Raw genomic sequence first — 13,486 nt, 5'->3', positions numbered from 1 at the left:
CGCCCCGGCCGCGATGCCGCCCCACACCCCGAGCCCGCCGTTCCAGATCGCCAGCGGGCCCCACCAGGTGTGGGGGTTGATGTCGAACGGCGTGGTCACGTCGAAGTAGATGCGGGCGCCGATCAGGCCGGCGGGCACGGACCACATCAGGACCTCGTAGACGAGGTCGCGGTCGCCGCCCGCCGCCGTCCAGCGCCGGGAGATGATGGTCAGTGCCAGCACGATGCCGACCACGTACATCATCCCGTAGTAGTGCAGGAAGATCGGGCCGAGTTGCAGGCCGTTGCTCGACGGGCTGGGCAGGAACGCCAGGGGCGTCGGGGTGGAGCCGACAGCGGGCATCGGTGGCCGCACCTTTCTTGTGCCGGACGGGCATTCCCGGCGACGGGGGCTCGACCGGGCGGACGAGTCCGGGCGCGGGGCTTGGCCCGCGCCTGATATCGAGATATCTTGGTATCATGGCGGAGACCGGGAATGCTGGCAAGGGTGCGACGAAGAACATGGTGCTGCGGCTCGATCCCGAACTGGCCGACCTGCTGGCGACCGTCGCCGAGGTCGAGCAGCGTTCGGTCTCGGACGTGGCCCGCGAGGCGATCGCCGCGCTGGTCGAGGCGCGCCGCGGCGACGAGCGCTTCCGGCGGCTGCTGCAGGAGAACCTGGCGCGCCATCAGCGGCTGCTCGACCTGCTGCGGGATGAGGACCAGTGATCGACCTCGATGTGGCGGACCTGGTGCTGATCGCCGGGAGCGCACTCGGCATCGGCCCCGACGAGGCGCTCGCCCGTCTCGACCCGGCGGCTCTGGACGCCGCGCTCGCCGACGCCGGGATATCCGGCGCCCGAAGCGCGCACACGGTGACCGCGGCCGTCGGGCCCGGTGATCCGGCCGACGCCGCGCAGGCCGCGGCAGCGCTGGTCCGCGCCCTGCTGGTGCACCGGCCGTTCGGGTCCGACGGTGCGCGTCTGGCGACGGCCGCCGGCCTGCAGATGCTCGCGCTCAACGGGTGGCGGGCCGACCTCGAACCGCCGCAGACCGCGGCCGTGGTCATCGAAGCGCTTGGCTCCGGCCGCCTGGACCCGCAGGCCGCGGCCGACTGGCTCGCCCCGCGCCTGGCCCGGGTACCCCCGCCCACCGTCGAAGAGGAACCCGTGCCGACGCCGGCGCCGCAATGGGCCGTGTCCGCGCCAGGTGCCCGCCGGCCGGCCCGGACACGGCCGGGGTCAGTACCCCGGGCCGCCGGGCGCAGACTGGCCGGAACCCTGGCCGCACTCGCCCTCGCCAGCCTCGCCGTGCTGGCCGCGGCATGTAGCGATCAGCAGGGCACCGGCGTGCACCCGGCTCCGTCCCACCCCGCCTCCCCTTGCGCCACAGCCGGCGCGGCCTGCTGATCCGGTGCCGATCCGGTGCCGCAGGCGCCGCCGGGAGTGCGGCAACGCCCACCGCCGCTCGTCGCCACAGTCAGCCCGTCATCGCCGCCCGCCCGCGCGGACCCGTGCGCATTCCGCGCGGCCGGTCGTGGTCGCGACCCGGACGCGATGAGCAGGGCCGTCGAAGAGAGCGAGCCAGAAGGCGTCTGCGGCGACGGGAGTCGCGGTGTGCACGCTCGCTCGCCTGAACAGGCCCGAGCGGTGGCTCAGTTCCACGGTGGGCAAACCGCCTTCGGGGGCCGCATGGCCCCACACCAGCACCGAGGCGTGCTGTCCCCGCCCGCTCTGCCACGCTCCGCACAGCACAGGGGCGGAAAGCCTCGAGAAGACCAGCACGTCGATGAGCTGTTCTCGCGCGTACACCTCCAAAGCCTGCCGTTCGCCTCTGCCTTGAGCGGGTCGGATCGACCAGCCGGCCTCGGCCAGCGCGCGGGCGTCGAACTCCGTGCCGAAGTCGGGGAGCGGAGTGCTGGTCACTGGGGGTCTCCCTTGCCATCGCGGCGGACGGTGAGATCGACTCGGGGGAGCCGTGCGGGGCGCGAGAGGGCAATGCCGATTTCCGGCGGGCGCGCCGCACGCCCAGCTCACTTGACTCTCACCGTACGCATGCGGCGGGTGCGGGAGCAGGTACCACGGAGGGAGATCCACAGTGCGCGCGGTACCGCGGTACCGCGCACCCGCCGAAGTTCAATCCGCGGTGCCGGGGGTCGAGGTCGGATGCGAACTTACGGTGGAGTTGTGGCCGACGCAGCGGCCACGGCGGCCTGCCACCCAAGGCGCTCGGCTCCGAACCTCAAGGACGCAACCCATGATCGAAATCCATCAGCTGGTCAAGCGCTACGGCGAGAAGACCGCCGTCGACGGTCTCGAGTTCACCGTCAAGCCGGGCGTGGTCACCGGATTCCTCGGGCCCAACGGCGCCGGCAAGTCGACGACCATGCGCATGATCCTGGGCCTGGACGCGCCCACGAGCGGGTCGGTCACGGTCAACGGCCGGCGCTACGCCCAGCACGCAGCGCCGCTGCAGGAGGTCGGCGCGCTGCTGGAGGCCAAGTCGATCCACCCGGGCCGCTCGGCGTTCAACCATCTCAATGCCCTGGCGCTGACCCACGGCATCGGGCGCACGCGGGTGCAGGAGGTCATCGAGATGACCGGGCTCGCGCAGGTCGCCCGCAAGCGTGCCGGGGCGTTCTCCCTCGGCATGGGCCAGCGCCTGGGTATCGCCGCCGCGCTGCTCGGCGACCCGGAGACGGTCATCCTCGACGAGCCGGTCAACGGGCTCGACCCCGAGGGCGTGCTGTGGATCCGCAACCTGCTCACGGGGCTGGCCGCGCAGGGGCGGACGGTGTTCGTCTCCTCCCACCTGATGAGCGAGATGGCGCTGACGGCGACGAACCTGATCGTCGTGGGCCGCGGAAGGCTGCTGGCCGACACCACGATCGAGCAGTTCATCCAGGCGGCCGGCGGCCACAGCGTGAAGGTCACCACGGCCGACGCCCCCCGGCTGCGCGCCCTGCTCGCCGCGTCCGGCGTGGAGATCACCGGCGTGTCGGGTTCGGAGGAGCTGACCGTCACCGGACTGACGGCACGCCAGATCGGCGCTGCGGCCCACAAACACGGCCTGCCGATCTACGAGCTGACCCCGCAGGCCGTCTCCCTCGAGTCGGCGTTCATGGCCATGACCGAAGGCGCCGTGGAGTACCACGGGACCACGACCCACCAGCACGCAGGGAGCGTGGCCGCATGAGCACCACCCTGACCCAGGCAACCGCCACCTCCGCGCCCACCAGGAACGCGGCACACAAGGTGACCTTCCGCCGGGTACTGCGTTCCGAGTGGGCCAAGACCTGGACGCTGCGCTCGACCTGGATCACCCTGACCGTCGGCCTGGTACTGCTGGTGCTGTTCGGCCTGCTGTCCGCGGCGAACTACGCTCCCGCCGGCACCGGCCACCGGCACGGCTCCGACGCGAGCGACGCGGTCGCCGTCGCCCTGGGCGGGACCGACTTCGCCCAGCTCGCGCTCGGTGTGCTCGGCGTGCTGATCGCGGCCGGCGAGTACTCGACCGGCATGATCCGTTCCACGCTCGCGGCCGTACCCACCCGGCTGCCCATGCTGTGGTCCAAGGCCCTGACCTTCGGCGCGGTCGCCCTGGTCGTGGGCAGCGTCGGCGCCGTGGTCTCCTTCCTCGGCGGATCCGGTTTCCTGCACGGGGACGCGATCTCACTGGGCATCGGCTCCTCCGGCGTGCTGCGCTCACTGCTCGGCGCGGGCGTGTACCTCGGGCTGGTCGGAGTGCTGGGCGTGGCCCTGGGCACGCTGCTGCGCTCGATCGCCGGCGGGATCGGCGCACTGGTAGCCGTACTGATGCTCCTCGGACTGCTGACCGACCTGCTGCCCACCCGCTGGGGCAACGACATCAGCCCCTACCTTCCGGGCAACGCCGGCGGTTCGGTCTTCGCGCTGCACCAGGCGAGCAACACCCTCAGTCCCGCCGGCGGCCTCGCGGTGTTCGCCGGCTGGGTGGTCCTGGCGCTGGCCGGGGCGGCCTGGCGGCTGAAGAAGTCTGACGCGTAGCACCACCGACCGCGCGAAGCGGATCTGGGCCCCCGCGACCGCCCTAGAGTGGTCGCGGGGACACGGGTCATGAGACGGCGACAGAGGAAAGCGCAGGTGGCGGGATCGTGAGACCTGGCAGTGTCCCGCCCGAGGACTCGACCGCAGGGTTCGAAGAGTCCTGGAGCAGCCCGATCGCGCGGCGGTTCGTACGTGCGGCCAGGCGACTGCGCCGAGCCGACCAGCGAAACCCGCTTCCGGTGGACTCGCTGCTCGCCCTGCTCGTCCTCATGGCGGGCCTGACCGGCACCCTCCTGCCGCATCATGCCCGAGATGTGGACCCCTCGGCGCACGCGCCGACCGCGCTGTTCCTCATCACGGTCGTGGGACAGTCGGTGCCCCTGGCGTGGCGCAGAAAGGCCCCGGTCCCGGTGCTGGCGATCGTTTTGGTCGCTTCCGCCGTGCAATGGTCGGCGGGCGACTCGGCACGCAGCGCCATCGGACTGCTGATCGCCATCTACACCGTGGCCCGCTACGAGCCGCCGAAGCGCCTGTTCTGGATCATGCCGTGCCTTATCCCGGCGCTCGCCGTCTCCGCGCTCCGGGTGCAGCCGTTCAAGCAGCAGCTGGGGTACAGCCTGTTCTTCCTCTGCGCCACCGTGGTCGCCGCCGCGGCGCTGGCCCTGGTCGTCAGAGCCCGCCAGGCACAACTGCACGCGCTTGCCGAGCGGGCCACGCGGCTCGAGGTGGAACGCGAGCAGCGCGTCCAGTTGGCCATCCTCGACGAGCGCTCCCGAGTCTCGCGGGAGATGCACGACATCATCGGCCACGCCCTGGCCGTCATCGTGAGCCTTGCGGACGGGGCCGGAGGCTACGCCGCCATCGGCCAGCCGGAACGAGCCGCCGAGGTGCTGCCCGGCATCGCCAGCACCGGCCGACAAGCGCTGAGCGAACTGCGGCGCACCCTCAGCGCACTGAGCGAGGGCGGCAGCGGACGGCTCGCCGAGGGAGACCTGGCCCCACAGCCGGGTATCGCCGACGTGCCGGCGCTGCTCGAACGCTTCCAGGCGGCCGCCCCGCACCTGCGCATCGCCCACCGCACCGCCGGCGACCTCGCCGCGGTACCGCCGGGCATCCAGCTGACCGTCTACCGCATCGTCCAGGAAGCACTGACCAACAGCCTCAAACACGCCGGACCGCACACGGCCGTGCAGATCGTCGTACGAGTCGCCGACCAACAGGTCGAGGTACACGTTCAGGACAGCGGCGGCCCCGGACAGGACCCTGCGGAGCACACCGAGCAATCCACCGGCCGCGGGCTCGTCGGCATCCGAGAACGCGCCTCCCTCGCCGGCGGAACCGCGCAGTTCGGACCGTCCGACGGCGGATGGCGCCTCGAGGTCGTACTCCCGCTCTCCCCGCAAGCCCCGAAGAAAGAGAAACGGCCGTGACCGAGACCACCGTGCTCATCGTCGACGACCTACCCCTGCAGCGGTCCGGATTCCGGATGCTGCTGGAGAGCAACACCGATACCAGCGTCGTCGGCGAAGCCTCACACGGCGCCGAAGCGGTGCGCCTGGCGGCGGCGCTCAAGCCCGACGTCGTCCTGATGGACATCCGCATGCCCGGCATGGACGGCATCGAGGCGACCCGCCGCATCGTGGAGTCGGGCGGGCGATCCAGGGTTCTGGTGCTGACCACGTTCGATCTCGACGCCTACGTCTACGCCGCCCTGCGCGCCGGAGCGAGCGGGTTCCTCCTCAAGGACGCCTTGCCCCAGGATCTCATCTCGGGGATCCGCGCCGTCGCCTCCGGCGACGCGGTCGTCGCCCCGGCACTGACGAAGAGACTGCTCGACGCGTACATCGACAGCGCCCCCACGACGCCGGATGCGGAGACGGACGTCGACGAGCGCCTGGCCGTCCTGACCGACCGCGAACGGGAAGTGATGGAGGCCGTCGCCCGCGGCCTGACGAACAGAGAGATCGCCGAGCAGCTGGTGCTTTCCGAGTCGACGATCAAGACCCACGTCAGCAAGATCCTCACCAAGATCGACGCACGCGACCGCGTCCACGCCGTGATCATCGCCTATGAGACGGGCCTGGTCAGCTCCGGCCGCACGGGCCGCGGCTAGGGCCGTTTCGTTCCCTTGTCGAGCCGTCTGCATAATGACGGAGGCGCGGGCGCGACAGGGCGAGCGCTGGCTGGTGTGGTGCGAGGGATCGAGGTATCCGTGTTATCTGAACAGTCGTCAGGCGACTTGCCCGTAGGACACACGGAGGCGCCCGATGACAAGGCGCAACTCGACCAGCTGATGCGCGCCTTCCTCGGCGCGTTCACCAACATCGGAGGCAGCCGGCCGAACGTCGAGGTGGTCCATGAGGTGTTCATTCCGCGAGGGATGATCATCAGCAATGTCGGGGTGGAGCCCGTGATCTACGATCTCGACGCGTTCATAGAGCCCCGGCGGAAGATCCTCACCGACGGGACGCTGACGGAGTTCTCCGAATGGGAAGTCGCGGAGCGCACCGAGATCTTCGGGTCGATCGCGCACCGGTTCAGCGAGTACCGCAAGTCCGGCTTCCGCGATGGCGAGTGGTTCGAGGGCTCCGGCTGCAAGACCACCCAGTTCGTTCGGACGCCGGCCGGCTGGCGGATGAGCTCGATGGCCTGGGACGACGTGTAAGTGGTCGGGGCGTCGGCCGCCGCGACGGCGGCCGGCCACGGCGATGTGCCTCACGCTACCGTGGCGGCGTCTGCCGGCTCACGTGCCCATAGATCACAGTGTATTGACGGCGCGGCGGGAACAGCAGCTTCGCCATGTCAAAGGCCGCCTCGTATCCGCAAGGCACCGCGAGAACGGAGAGCGGCACTCCTGCCGACCCGAGGACCTCCGCGATCCCCTTCCAGGGACAAACGACTCTCGTGATGGCGAACAGGTCGTAGCCGCGGTCGTCCAGAAAGTGCACAGAGCCTTCGATGACGCGCGTGTCGGCGGTATCGAGCAGTATTGCGGTTGGAGCCCACGATGTGATGAGCAGGGCCGCCTCCACCACCTGGCCCGTCGCCGTGGCGCCCTCCTCGAGCTGCCCGGATATCCCGCCAGGCGCCAGATCGATCGTGTGGACTCGGCAGGACCGCAGCATGTGCTCGACGGTGAGGTAGAAGCCGTTCCACTTGAGCTTGATGGTCCAGTGGTCCGCGCTGAGCCAGCTTGCCACGCCGCGAGGGGCGGGCGGCCCCGCCGGCTGCTCATAGATCGGGGTCGGCCATCCCGACGCGCCACGGTTCGGATCGAACCCGGTGCCATACGATCCGAGGTCCGGTCCGGCACTCCGGCGGATCTCCTCCACCAGACGCTCGGTGCGGCGAGCGCGCCGGACGGCTTCGGGTGCCAGCGGCCCCAGCCATCGGAGCGCGCGAAGCCGCTCAGCACCGACGTCCAGACCGTCCCACTCCATGATTCCCCCCGATCCCCCCGTAAGCGAACCACCGCGGACCTTCAATTCACGATGTGCCTCACCCGGCCGGGAGTAAAGGGTCAGTGTGAGAGTTCGCCACGCTTACTCGGCTTGGCTCCGGCGTCGCGGCCGGCGTCGCTGCCGCCGTCGGCGGATCGCGCCGCAGGAAGACGTGGATCGCGAGGCCGCACACCAGGCCCCAGAAGGCCGCGCCGATGGAGAGGACGGAGATACCGGACGCGGTGACCGCGAACGCGATCACCGCTGCCTCACGGTGCCGCTCGTCGGAGACGGCGTTGGAGAGCGCCGAGCCGAGTGTCCCCATCAATGCCAGGCCGGCGATGGTCGCGATGAGCAACGGCGGACTGGCGGCGAGCAGCGCGGCGGAAAGCGCGGCGGACAGGCCGAGAGCGAGGTAGAACACGCCCGCGCTGGCCGTGGCGATCCAACGGCGGCGCGGGTCCGGGTGCGCGTCCGGGCCTGCCGCCAGCGCGGCGCTGATCGCGGCCAGACACACCGCGAACACGCCGAGCGGGGCGCCGACCGCGGTGACGGCGCCGGTCCCGAGGAGGGCGGGCCGCAGTTCGGTCCGGTAGCCGAGCCCGCGCAACACCGCCTGACCCGAAAGGTTCTGCGCGGCCATCGTGATGATGTAGAGCGGAAGGGCGATTCCGACCAGCGCACCGACGGTGAAACGCGGGACCGTGAACGAGAAATGGGGCATCAGTGCGACGCCGAGCGCACTCGCGTGGCCCGAATGACGGCGTACCACCGCCTCGACCAGGACGGTGGCCAGCGCACCGGGGGCCGCCCAACGCCGGGCGAGGCGCGAGAGCAGCAGCCAGACCGCGATCGGCGCGATGGCCAGGCCGGGCAGCCCGACCGCGGCCTGCACCGGCGCCAGGCACAGCGGCCACAGGACTCCGGCGAGCACTGCCGAAGTGATCGGGCCGGGTATTCGGCCGATCAAGCCGACCAGCCGGCTCGAGAGGCCGGTGGCCACGGTCAGCAGGCCGGCGATGATGAACGCGCCGACCGCCGCGGGATAGCCGCTGTGCTGGTGGCCGGCCGAGGCGAGTAGGGCGGCACCGGGAGTCGACCAGGCCACGCTGATCGGCTTGCGCGTGCTGACGGCGTACCAGATGTTGAGGCCGCCGACGGCGAGGCAGAGCGCGAACAATGCGGCCACCGCCTGCCCCTGGTCGGCGCCGACCGCACGCAGGCCCACGACGACCAGGGGGAACGACGCGCTGAACCCGACCAGGGCGGTGACCAGCCCGGCGACCACCGGCTGGAGCAGTCCGCGCGCGCCCGTTCCGTAAAGAGAACGTTCCATAAACGGAACGATAGCGGGGGAGCGGCCATACTGGTAGCCATGGCACAGACGCACGCCTCGACGCTCGCCCAGGAGATCGGCCGCCGCATCCAGGCGTTGCGGACCGAACGGGGTGTCAGCCTGTCCGAACTCGCCCGCGGCGCGAATCTGGGGAAGGCGACGCTCTCCACGGTGGAGGCCGGCACCCGCAACCCCACGCTCGAGACGCTCTACGCGATCGCCGCGCAGCTCGATGTCCCGCTCGCCGCGCTGCTGGCCCCGCCTGCGGCCCCCAACCCGTCGGCGACGGTGCGCGGTACGGCCGTGACCGCGCAGCTCCTTGAGGTGTTCACCGACGCCGGAACCAGTACGGAGCTGTACCGGCTGACGATTCGACCCGGAAGCACCCAGACCTCGCCCGCGCATCCGCCCGGCGTCGTCGAATATCTCACCGTCTTCTCCGGGACCGCGGTGGTCGGCCCGGAGCAGGCGCCGTCGACCGTCACGCCCGGCGGCCACTTCAGCTTCGCCGCCGACGTCCCGCACATCTATCGGGCGGTCGACGAGGAAGTGCACGCGTCCCTCCTCATCCGCCATCCCGGTCGCGGCACCCGCTGACGCGCCCGGCCGAAGGCTGCGGCGACCTATGCGCCCATGTGTTCGAAGATCAGGGCGCCGTCGGCCTCCGCCCGGCCGGTCCGCCGGTACGTGCTCGAATCCGAGCCGTCCAAGGCCTCGATTGTCAGCAGCTCCTGGCCGAGCACGTGCGAGAAACACCTGCCGTCCTCGCGCCCGCCGACACACCGAGCGCGCTCGCGCTCGACCGGCGTCGTGGAGAGTGGGTACAAGGTCCGGGGGAACGCCAGGCCCGGTGCGCCCGAGCTGCGCCCGTCAACCGCCGTGGGGAAGCCGTCGACTTCCTTCACCGCGACCTTGAGTCTGCCGCGGTCCGCGTATATCGGCGTGCCGTCGTGCTGAACCCGGTTCGTCACACTGACGATGAAATGGCCCGTGCCCGGCGCTCGCAGGTCGCTGGCGGGCTGATCCGGCGGGACCGAGATTTCGTACTTCGCGACGAGGGTCATGGGCCGACCGTAGCTGTGTGATCCGCGACTCGCGTGGTCTGTGGGCGGGGGATGCACTAGGCAGGTGAACAAGGTGCCGGAGTGGCCCCCCGGATTTTCCGGCATCAGCGCGTTCGGCCACGAGCGAAGTCGCGGTCGGAGTTGCGCCGGGCGGCTCCGTTGTGCCCGCTCATCGCAGGCCCTGTCAGCCGCCGGCGCTCTGGCCGCCGTCCACGTGGAGGATCTCGCCGGTGACGAAGGAGGCCTGCTCGAGGTACCGGATGGCCTGGACCACATCGTCGACCTCCTCCATCCGCCCGAGCGGGTGGCGGGCGGCGAGTTCGGGCGTCGCCTCCGGGTTCATCGGTGTGCGGACCACGCCGAGCGAGACGCAGTTGACCCGGATCCCGCGCGCCGCGTACTCGATCGCGAGCTCTCTGGTGACCGCGTTCAACCCGCCCTTGGTCAGCGATGCGAGCGCGCAGGGAACCCGTGCATTCGGGTGGTCGACCAGCGAGGTGGAGATGTTCACGAGGTGGCCGCCGCCTCCGTCGCGGGAGAGCATCGCGCCGACCGCGCTGCGCGAGACGTTGAAGAAGCCGCGCAGGTTCACCCCCACGATCAGGTCGAAGTCGCGGTCGGTGTAGTCGGTGAACGCCTTGCCGATGTAGACGCCGGCGCTGTTGACCACGCTGTCGACCCGGCCGAACCGGTCCATCGCCGCGCCGACGATGCGTTCGCCCGCATCGGGCTCGACAAGGTCGGCGTTCACGGCGAGCACCTGCGGATCCTCGGAGCCCGGCATCTCGCGGCTCGTCGCGACGACCGCGTACCCGAGTTCGCGGTAAGCACCGACGATGGCGGAGCCGATGCCGCCGGTGGCACCGGTGATGATCGCGACCTTCTGCCCGGTGCCGGCGCCCGTCGTCTCGTTCATGCTCCACCGTGCCCGGGAGCGCGGGAGCGATCGGTCCTGGACGGCGTCACTTGAGGATTTCCAGCATCCGGTCGCCGAGGATCGCGGCCGAGGCCGGGTTCTGCCCGGTCACCAGGTTGCGGTCCTCGACCATGTACGGCTTCCACATCGGGCCGCGGCTGAAATTGACCCCCACCTTCTCCTTCACGTCGGTCTCCAGCAGCCACGGGGCCCTCGAGGCCAGCCCCACGCCCTCCTCCTCGTCGTTGGTGAAGCAGGTGATGTTGAAGCCCTTGAACGGGGACTCGCCGTGGATCCTCGTCGCCAGCAGCGCGGCGGGGGCGTGGCACACGATGAACAGCGGGTTGCCCGAGGTCAGCTGCCGGGTCAGCAGGCGGCCCACATCGGCGTCGAACGCGAGGTCGGACATCGGGCCGTGGCCGCCCGGCATGTAGACCGCGTCGTAGTCCTCGAGACGCACGTCCGAGAGTTGCAGCGGCCGCCGCATGGCCTCGGCGGAGCGGATGACGGCCTCCAACTCGAGGGCTTCGTCGTTGCCGCCGACCATCTCGGGTCGCAGGCTCATCATGTCGACGGTCGGCGTCACCCCGTTCGGCGTCGCGACGACGACCTCGTGACCGGCATCGGTGAGGATCTTGTACGGGTTCGCGAACTCCTCGGCCCAGTAGCCGGTCGCGTACCTCGTGCCGTCCTTCAGGACCCAGTAGGTGGCTCCGCTGACGATGAACAGTACCTTCGCCATCGCAACTCCCTTTCGCATGTGTGGACTTGGACGAGATCGGTCGCAACGGCGATGCCGCCGACTCACCCCTCCGCAGGGCCCGCCCCCTCCCGCCACCCTAGGCACGGGTCTCGGCCGGCCGCACCCGGACAGCCGCGCGCTCACATCTCCAGAACGACGTCGGCGGTGGGTGTCGAGCAGCAGATGAGGACGCTTCCCTCGGCCGGGGATTCCACGGGCGCGGGCGAGTACGCGACGCTGCCGGTGACGAACGCGGTCTCGCAGGTGTGGCATATGCCGGTGCGGCAGGACCAGCGGACCGGTACGTCACAGGCTTCTGCCAGTTCGAGCAGGGTTCCGTACCCGGGACGCCAGGGCACTGTCACGCCGCTGCGGGCGAACGACACGGACGGGCCCGGTCGGCCGTCAGGTACCGTGACCGGCTGGTGCGGTGCCGGACCAGGGCCGGTCTTGACCCCGGGGGTGATGGCGGAGGCGGCGCCGAAGATCTCGGTGTGGATCCGCGAAGCCGCAAGGCCACAGGCCCGCAGCGCTTCGGTCATGTCCTTCATGAACGAATCCGGCCCGCAGATGTACGCGTCGGAGTCCTGAGGCGGATTCAGGTCACGTATCCGTTCGAGGTCGAATCGCCCGGCGAGCGTGTAGTCGATGCCTGGGCGATCGGTCGCGCGCGGAGCGCTGTAGGAGACGAACGCGCGGCCCGCGGGCAGTTCGGCGAGCAGCGTGCGTGCTTCCTCGGCGAACGGGTGGTTCGTGCCGTCCCGGGCGGCGTGCAGCCACCAGACCGTACGCGGCGAACGCTGCGCGGACAGGGCCTGGAGCATGGCCAGTACCGGGGTGGCGCCGACGCCGGCGGACAGCAGCAGAACCGGAGTGTCAGCCTCCTCGAGGAGGAAGGTGCCGCGCGGAGCGGCCACATCGAGAGTGTCGCCGACGTGCACCCGCTCGTGCAGGTAGGTGCTGGCCAGGCCGTGCGGCTCCTGTTTGACGCTGATGCGGTAGGTGGCGGCGCCCGGACGGCCGGAGAGGGAGTAGTTGCGGACGACCGGCGGTCCCTGCGGGTCCGGTCGCAGGCGGATCGCGAGGTACTGCCCCGGCAGCGCGGCCGGGAGGGGCTCGTGTTCGGTCGACGCCAGCGTGAGCGAGAAGATGCCCGCGCTCTCCGGTTCGATACCGGCGACGCGCTCCGGGCGGAACCCCGTCCAGGCCGGCGGCGGCGCGGTGGCTATCAGGCCACTGTTTCCGCTCGCGGCGTCGGAGCCGCTCTGCGCCGCCTCGGCGAGCAGGTCCCGGAAGGACGCCTGCCAGCCCGGGCTCAACGCCGGGATGCGCAGGGCCCGTTCGAGCTGCGGCCCGGCATGGCCGGGCAGGTAGAGCAACGCGTCGATCTCCGCGACGGTCATCTCCTCGGGCCCCGAGGAGATCTTCACGATCCCGTCCCCGGCCCGCACCCTGCCTTCGGTCAGCACACGCATATAGAAGCCCGGCCGATGATGGGACACGAGCAGCGCGGCCATCTGCGGTTCCCCGAGCCGCAGGCCGACTCGGTAACAGGTCACCCGAGGCTGGGTGACCTCGAACACCGCCTCGCCGATCGCGTAGCGGTCGCCTATGCAGACCTCGTCGTCGGCAAGCCCGTCCACGGTGAAATTCTCACCGAACTCGCCGTACGTGAACTCGTCCCTCTTGAGGAACCGCTGCCAATACCGATAGGAATCCAGCTGGTAGACCAGGATGGCGCGTTGCTCACCGCCGTGTCCGGTGAGATCGCCCTGCCCGTCGCCGTCGAGGTTCAGCCGCCGCGCCGTGACCGGCCCGGTGACAGGCCGCTTCCAGATGCCCGTGTGCACGGTCTTGCCGTGCCACGCGACATCCTCGGGCATGCCGACGTTCACTGCGACCAACGTGGCCATACGACATCCTCCGTCGGAAGATAGGGATCTCAGTGACGACCCGTACGCGAGCTCGGCACGAGTGTTCATGGG

General features: G+C 70.5%; 16 protein-coding genes. 8 read left to right on the top strand and 8 right to left on the bottom strand.

What is annotated here, in order from left to right:
- Positions 1-342 (bottom strand): prolipoprotein diacylglyceryl transferase family protein (locus KDL01_RS16380; RefSeq protein ID WP_212529365.1); only part of this gene is annotated, 342 nt, incomplete at its 3' end.
- Between the two features lie 116 nt (positions 343-458).
- Between KDL01_RS16380 and KDL01_RS16375 the strand changes: the two genes are divergently transcribed.
- On the top strand, positions 459-707 hold the full coding sequence (locus KDL01_RS16375; RefSeq protein WP_212529364.1) for a ribbon-helix-helix protein, CopG family: 249 nt from the start codon (positions 459-461) through the stop codon (positions 705-707).
- Entirely contained in the window at positions 704-1,387 is a 684-nt protein-coding gene (locus tag KDL01_RS16370; RefSeq protein ID WP_212529363.1) for a hypothetical protein, read from the top strand. Before KDL01_RS16375 ends, KDL01_RS16370 begins: the two co-directional genes overlap by 4 nt.
- A 78-nt stretch (positions 1,388-1,465) precedes the next feature.
- Here the strand turns inward: KDL01_RS16370 and KDL01_RS16365 are convergent, their stop codons facing one another.
- The gene (locus tag KDL01_RS16365) at positions 1,466-1,903 is read right to left on the bottom strand and encodes a hypothetical protein (RefSeq protein ID WP_212529362.1); all 438 of its coding nucleotides are present in this window, start codon (positions 1,901-1,903) and stop codon (positions 1,466-1,468) included.
- Between the two features lie 331 nt (positions 1,904-2,234).
- Here KDL01_RS16365 and KDL01_RS16360 point away from each other — a divergent pair, with 331 nt between their 5' ends.
- The 5 genes from KDL01_RS16360 (at position 2,235) to KDL01_RS16340 (ending at position 6,668) form a co-directional block, all read left to right on the top strand.
- Positions 2,235-3,173: an ATP-binding cassette domain-containing protein gene (locus KDL01_RS16360; protein WP_212529361.1), complete on the top strand. Its 939-nt coding sequence runs from the start codon at positions 2,235-2,237 to the stop codon at positions 3,171-3,173.
- Positions 3,170-4,003: an ABC transporter permease gene (locus tag KDL01_RS16355; protein WP_212529360.1), complete on the top strand. Its 834-nt coding sequence runs from the start codon at positions 3,170-3,172 to the stop codon at positions 4,001-4,003. The genes KDL01_RS16360 and KDL01_RS16355 overlap by 4 nt, the downstream gene beginning before the upstream one ends.
- A 107-nt stretch (positions 4,004-4,110) precedes the next feature.
- Positions 4,111-5,433 (top strand): sensor histidine kinase, encoded by a 1,323-nt coding sequence (locus tag KDL01_RS43395; protein ID WP_212529359.1) that lies wholly within the window; start codon positions 4,111-4,113, stop codon positions 5,431-5,433.
- Positions 5,430-6,116, top strand: coding sequence for a response regulator (locus KDL01_RS16345; RefSeq protein WP_307846357.1), 687 nt, complete (start codon positions 5,430-5,432; stop codon positions 6,114-6,116). Before KDL01_RS43395 ends, KDL01_RS16345 begins: the two co-directional genes overlap by 4 nt.
- 78 nt (positions 6,117-6,194) lie before the next feature.
- Positions 6,195-6,668, top strand: coding sequence for a DUF4440 domain-containing protein (locus KDL01_RS16340; RefSeq protein WP_212529357.1), 474 nt, complete (start codon positions 6,195-6,197; stop codon positions 6,666-6,668).
- Positions 6,669-6,723: 55 nt separating this feature from the next.
- Here KDL01_RS16340 and KDL01_RS16335 read toward each other — a convergent pair whose 3' ends face one another.
- Positions 6,724-7,443 (bottom strand): hypothetical protein, encoded by a 720-nt coding sequence (locus tag KDL01_RS16335; protein WP_212529356.1) that lies wholly within the window; start codon positions 7,441-7,443, stop codon positions 6,724-6,726.
- A 58-nt stretch (positions 7,444-7,501) separates the two neighbouring features.
- The gene (locus KDL01_RS16330; RefSeq protein WP_212529355.1) at positions 7,502-8,779 is read right to left on the bottom strand and encodes a benzoate/H(+) symporter BenE family transporter; all 1,278 of its coding nucleotides are present in this window, start codon (positions 8,777-8,779) and stop codon (positions 7,502-7,504) included.
- 39 nt (positions 8,780-8,818) lie between these two features.
- Between KDL01_RS16330 and KDL01_RS16325 the strand changes: the two genes are divergently transcribed.
- Complete coding sequence (locus tag KDL01_RS16325) at positions 8,819-9,376, top strand: helix-turn-helix domain-containing protein (RefSeq protein WP_212529354.1); 558 nt, start codon at positions 8,819-8,821, stop codon at positions 9,374-9,376.
- Between the two features lie 26 nt (positions 9,377-9,402).
- On the opposite strand, the gene KDL01_RS16320 is transcribed toward KDL01_RS16325, so the two are convergent.
- The 4 genes from KDL01_RS16320 to KDL01_RS16305 all read right to left on the bottom strand — a co-directional run bounded on the left by KDL01_RS16320 (position 9,403) and on the right by KDL01_RS16305 (position 13,414).
- On the bottom strand, positions 9,403-9,843 hold the full coding sequence (locus tag KDL01_RS16320) for a hypothetical protein (RefSeq protein WP_212529353.1): 441 nt from the start codon (positions 9,841-9,843) through the stop codon (positions 9,403-9,405).
- 184 nt (positions 9,844-10,027) lie between these two features.
- Positions 10,028-10,759, bottom strand: a complete 732-nt coding sequence (locus KDL01_RS16315; RefSeq protein WP_212529352.1) for an SDR family NAD(P)-dependent oxidoreductase — start codon at positions 10,757-10,759, stop codon at positions 10,028-10,030.
- Positions 10,760-10,805: 46 nt separating this feature from the next.
- On the bottom strand, positions 10,806-11,501 hold the full coding sequence (locus tag KDL01_RS16310) for a type 1 glutamine amidotransferase domain-containing protein (protein WP_212529351.1): 696 nt from the start codon (positions 11,499-11,501) through the stop codon (positions 10,806-10,808).
- A 140-nt stretch (positions 11,502-11,641) separates the two neighbouring features.
- Positions 11,642-13,414 (bottom strand): MOSC domain-containing protein, encoded by a 1,773-nt coding sequence (locus KDL01_RS16305; protein WP_212529350.1) that lies wholly within the window; start codon positions 13,412-13,414, stop codon positions 11,642-11,644.
- Positions 13,415-13,486 lie beyond the last annotated feature (72 nt).

Source organism: Actinospica durhamensis (assembly GCF_018139695.1).
GTDB classification, from domain to species: Bacteria; Actinomycetota; Actinomycetes; order Streptomycetales; family Catenulisporaceae; genus Actinospica; species Actinospica durhamensis.
Note: the sequence above shows the minus strand (reverse complement) of the source record. Positions and strands in the feature narration are given on the sequence as shown.

What these genes read in the sequence shown, in the direction of transcription:
- KDL01_RS16375 (WP_212529364.1), top strand. Translation starts at nt 459, where the DNA reads ATGGCGGAGACCGGGAATGCTGGCAAGGGTGCGACGAAGAACATGGTG.
- KDL01_RS16360 (WP_212529361.1), top strand. Translation starts at nt 2,235, where the DNA reads ATGATCGAAATCCATCAGCTGGTCAAGCGCTACGGCGAGAAGACCGCC.
- KDL01_RS16355 (WP_212529360.1), top strand. Translation starts at nt 3,170, where the DNA reads ATGAGCACCACCCTGACCCAGGCAACCGCCACCTCCGCGCCCACCAGG.
- KDL01_RS16335 (WP_212529356.1), bottom strand. Translation starts at nt 7,443, where the DNA reads ATGGAGTGGGACGGTCTGGACGTCGGTGCTGAGCGGCTTCGCGCGCTC.
- KDL01_RS16330 (WP_212529355.1), bottom strand. Translation starts at nt 8,779, where the DNA reads ATGGAACGTTCTCTTTACGGAACGGGCGCGCGCGGACTGCTCCAGCCG.
- KDL01_RS16325 (WP_212529354.1), top strand. Translation starts at nt 8,819, where the DNA reads ATGGCACAGACGCACGCCTCGACGCTCGCCCAGGAGATCGGCCGCCGC.
- KDL01_RS16320 (WP_212529353.1), bottom strand. Translation starts at nt 9,843, where the DNA reads ATGACCCTCGTCGCGAAGTACGAAATCTCGGTCCCGCCGGATCAGCCC.
- KDL01_RS16315 (WP_212529352.1), bottom strand. Translation starts at nt 10,759, where the DNA reads ATGAACGAGACGACGGGCGCCGGCACCGGGCAGAAGGTCGCGATCATC.
- KDL01_RS16310 (WP_212529351.1), bottom strand. Translation starts at nt 11,501, where the DNA reads ATGGCGAAGGTACTGTTCATCGTCAGCGGAGCCACCTACTGGGTCCTG.
- KDL01_RS16305 (WP_212529350.1), bottom strand. Translation starts at nt 13,414, where the DNA reads ATGGCCACGTTGGTCGCAGTGAACGTCGGCATGCCCGAGGATGTCGCG.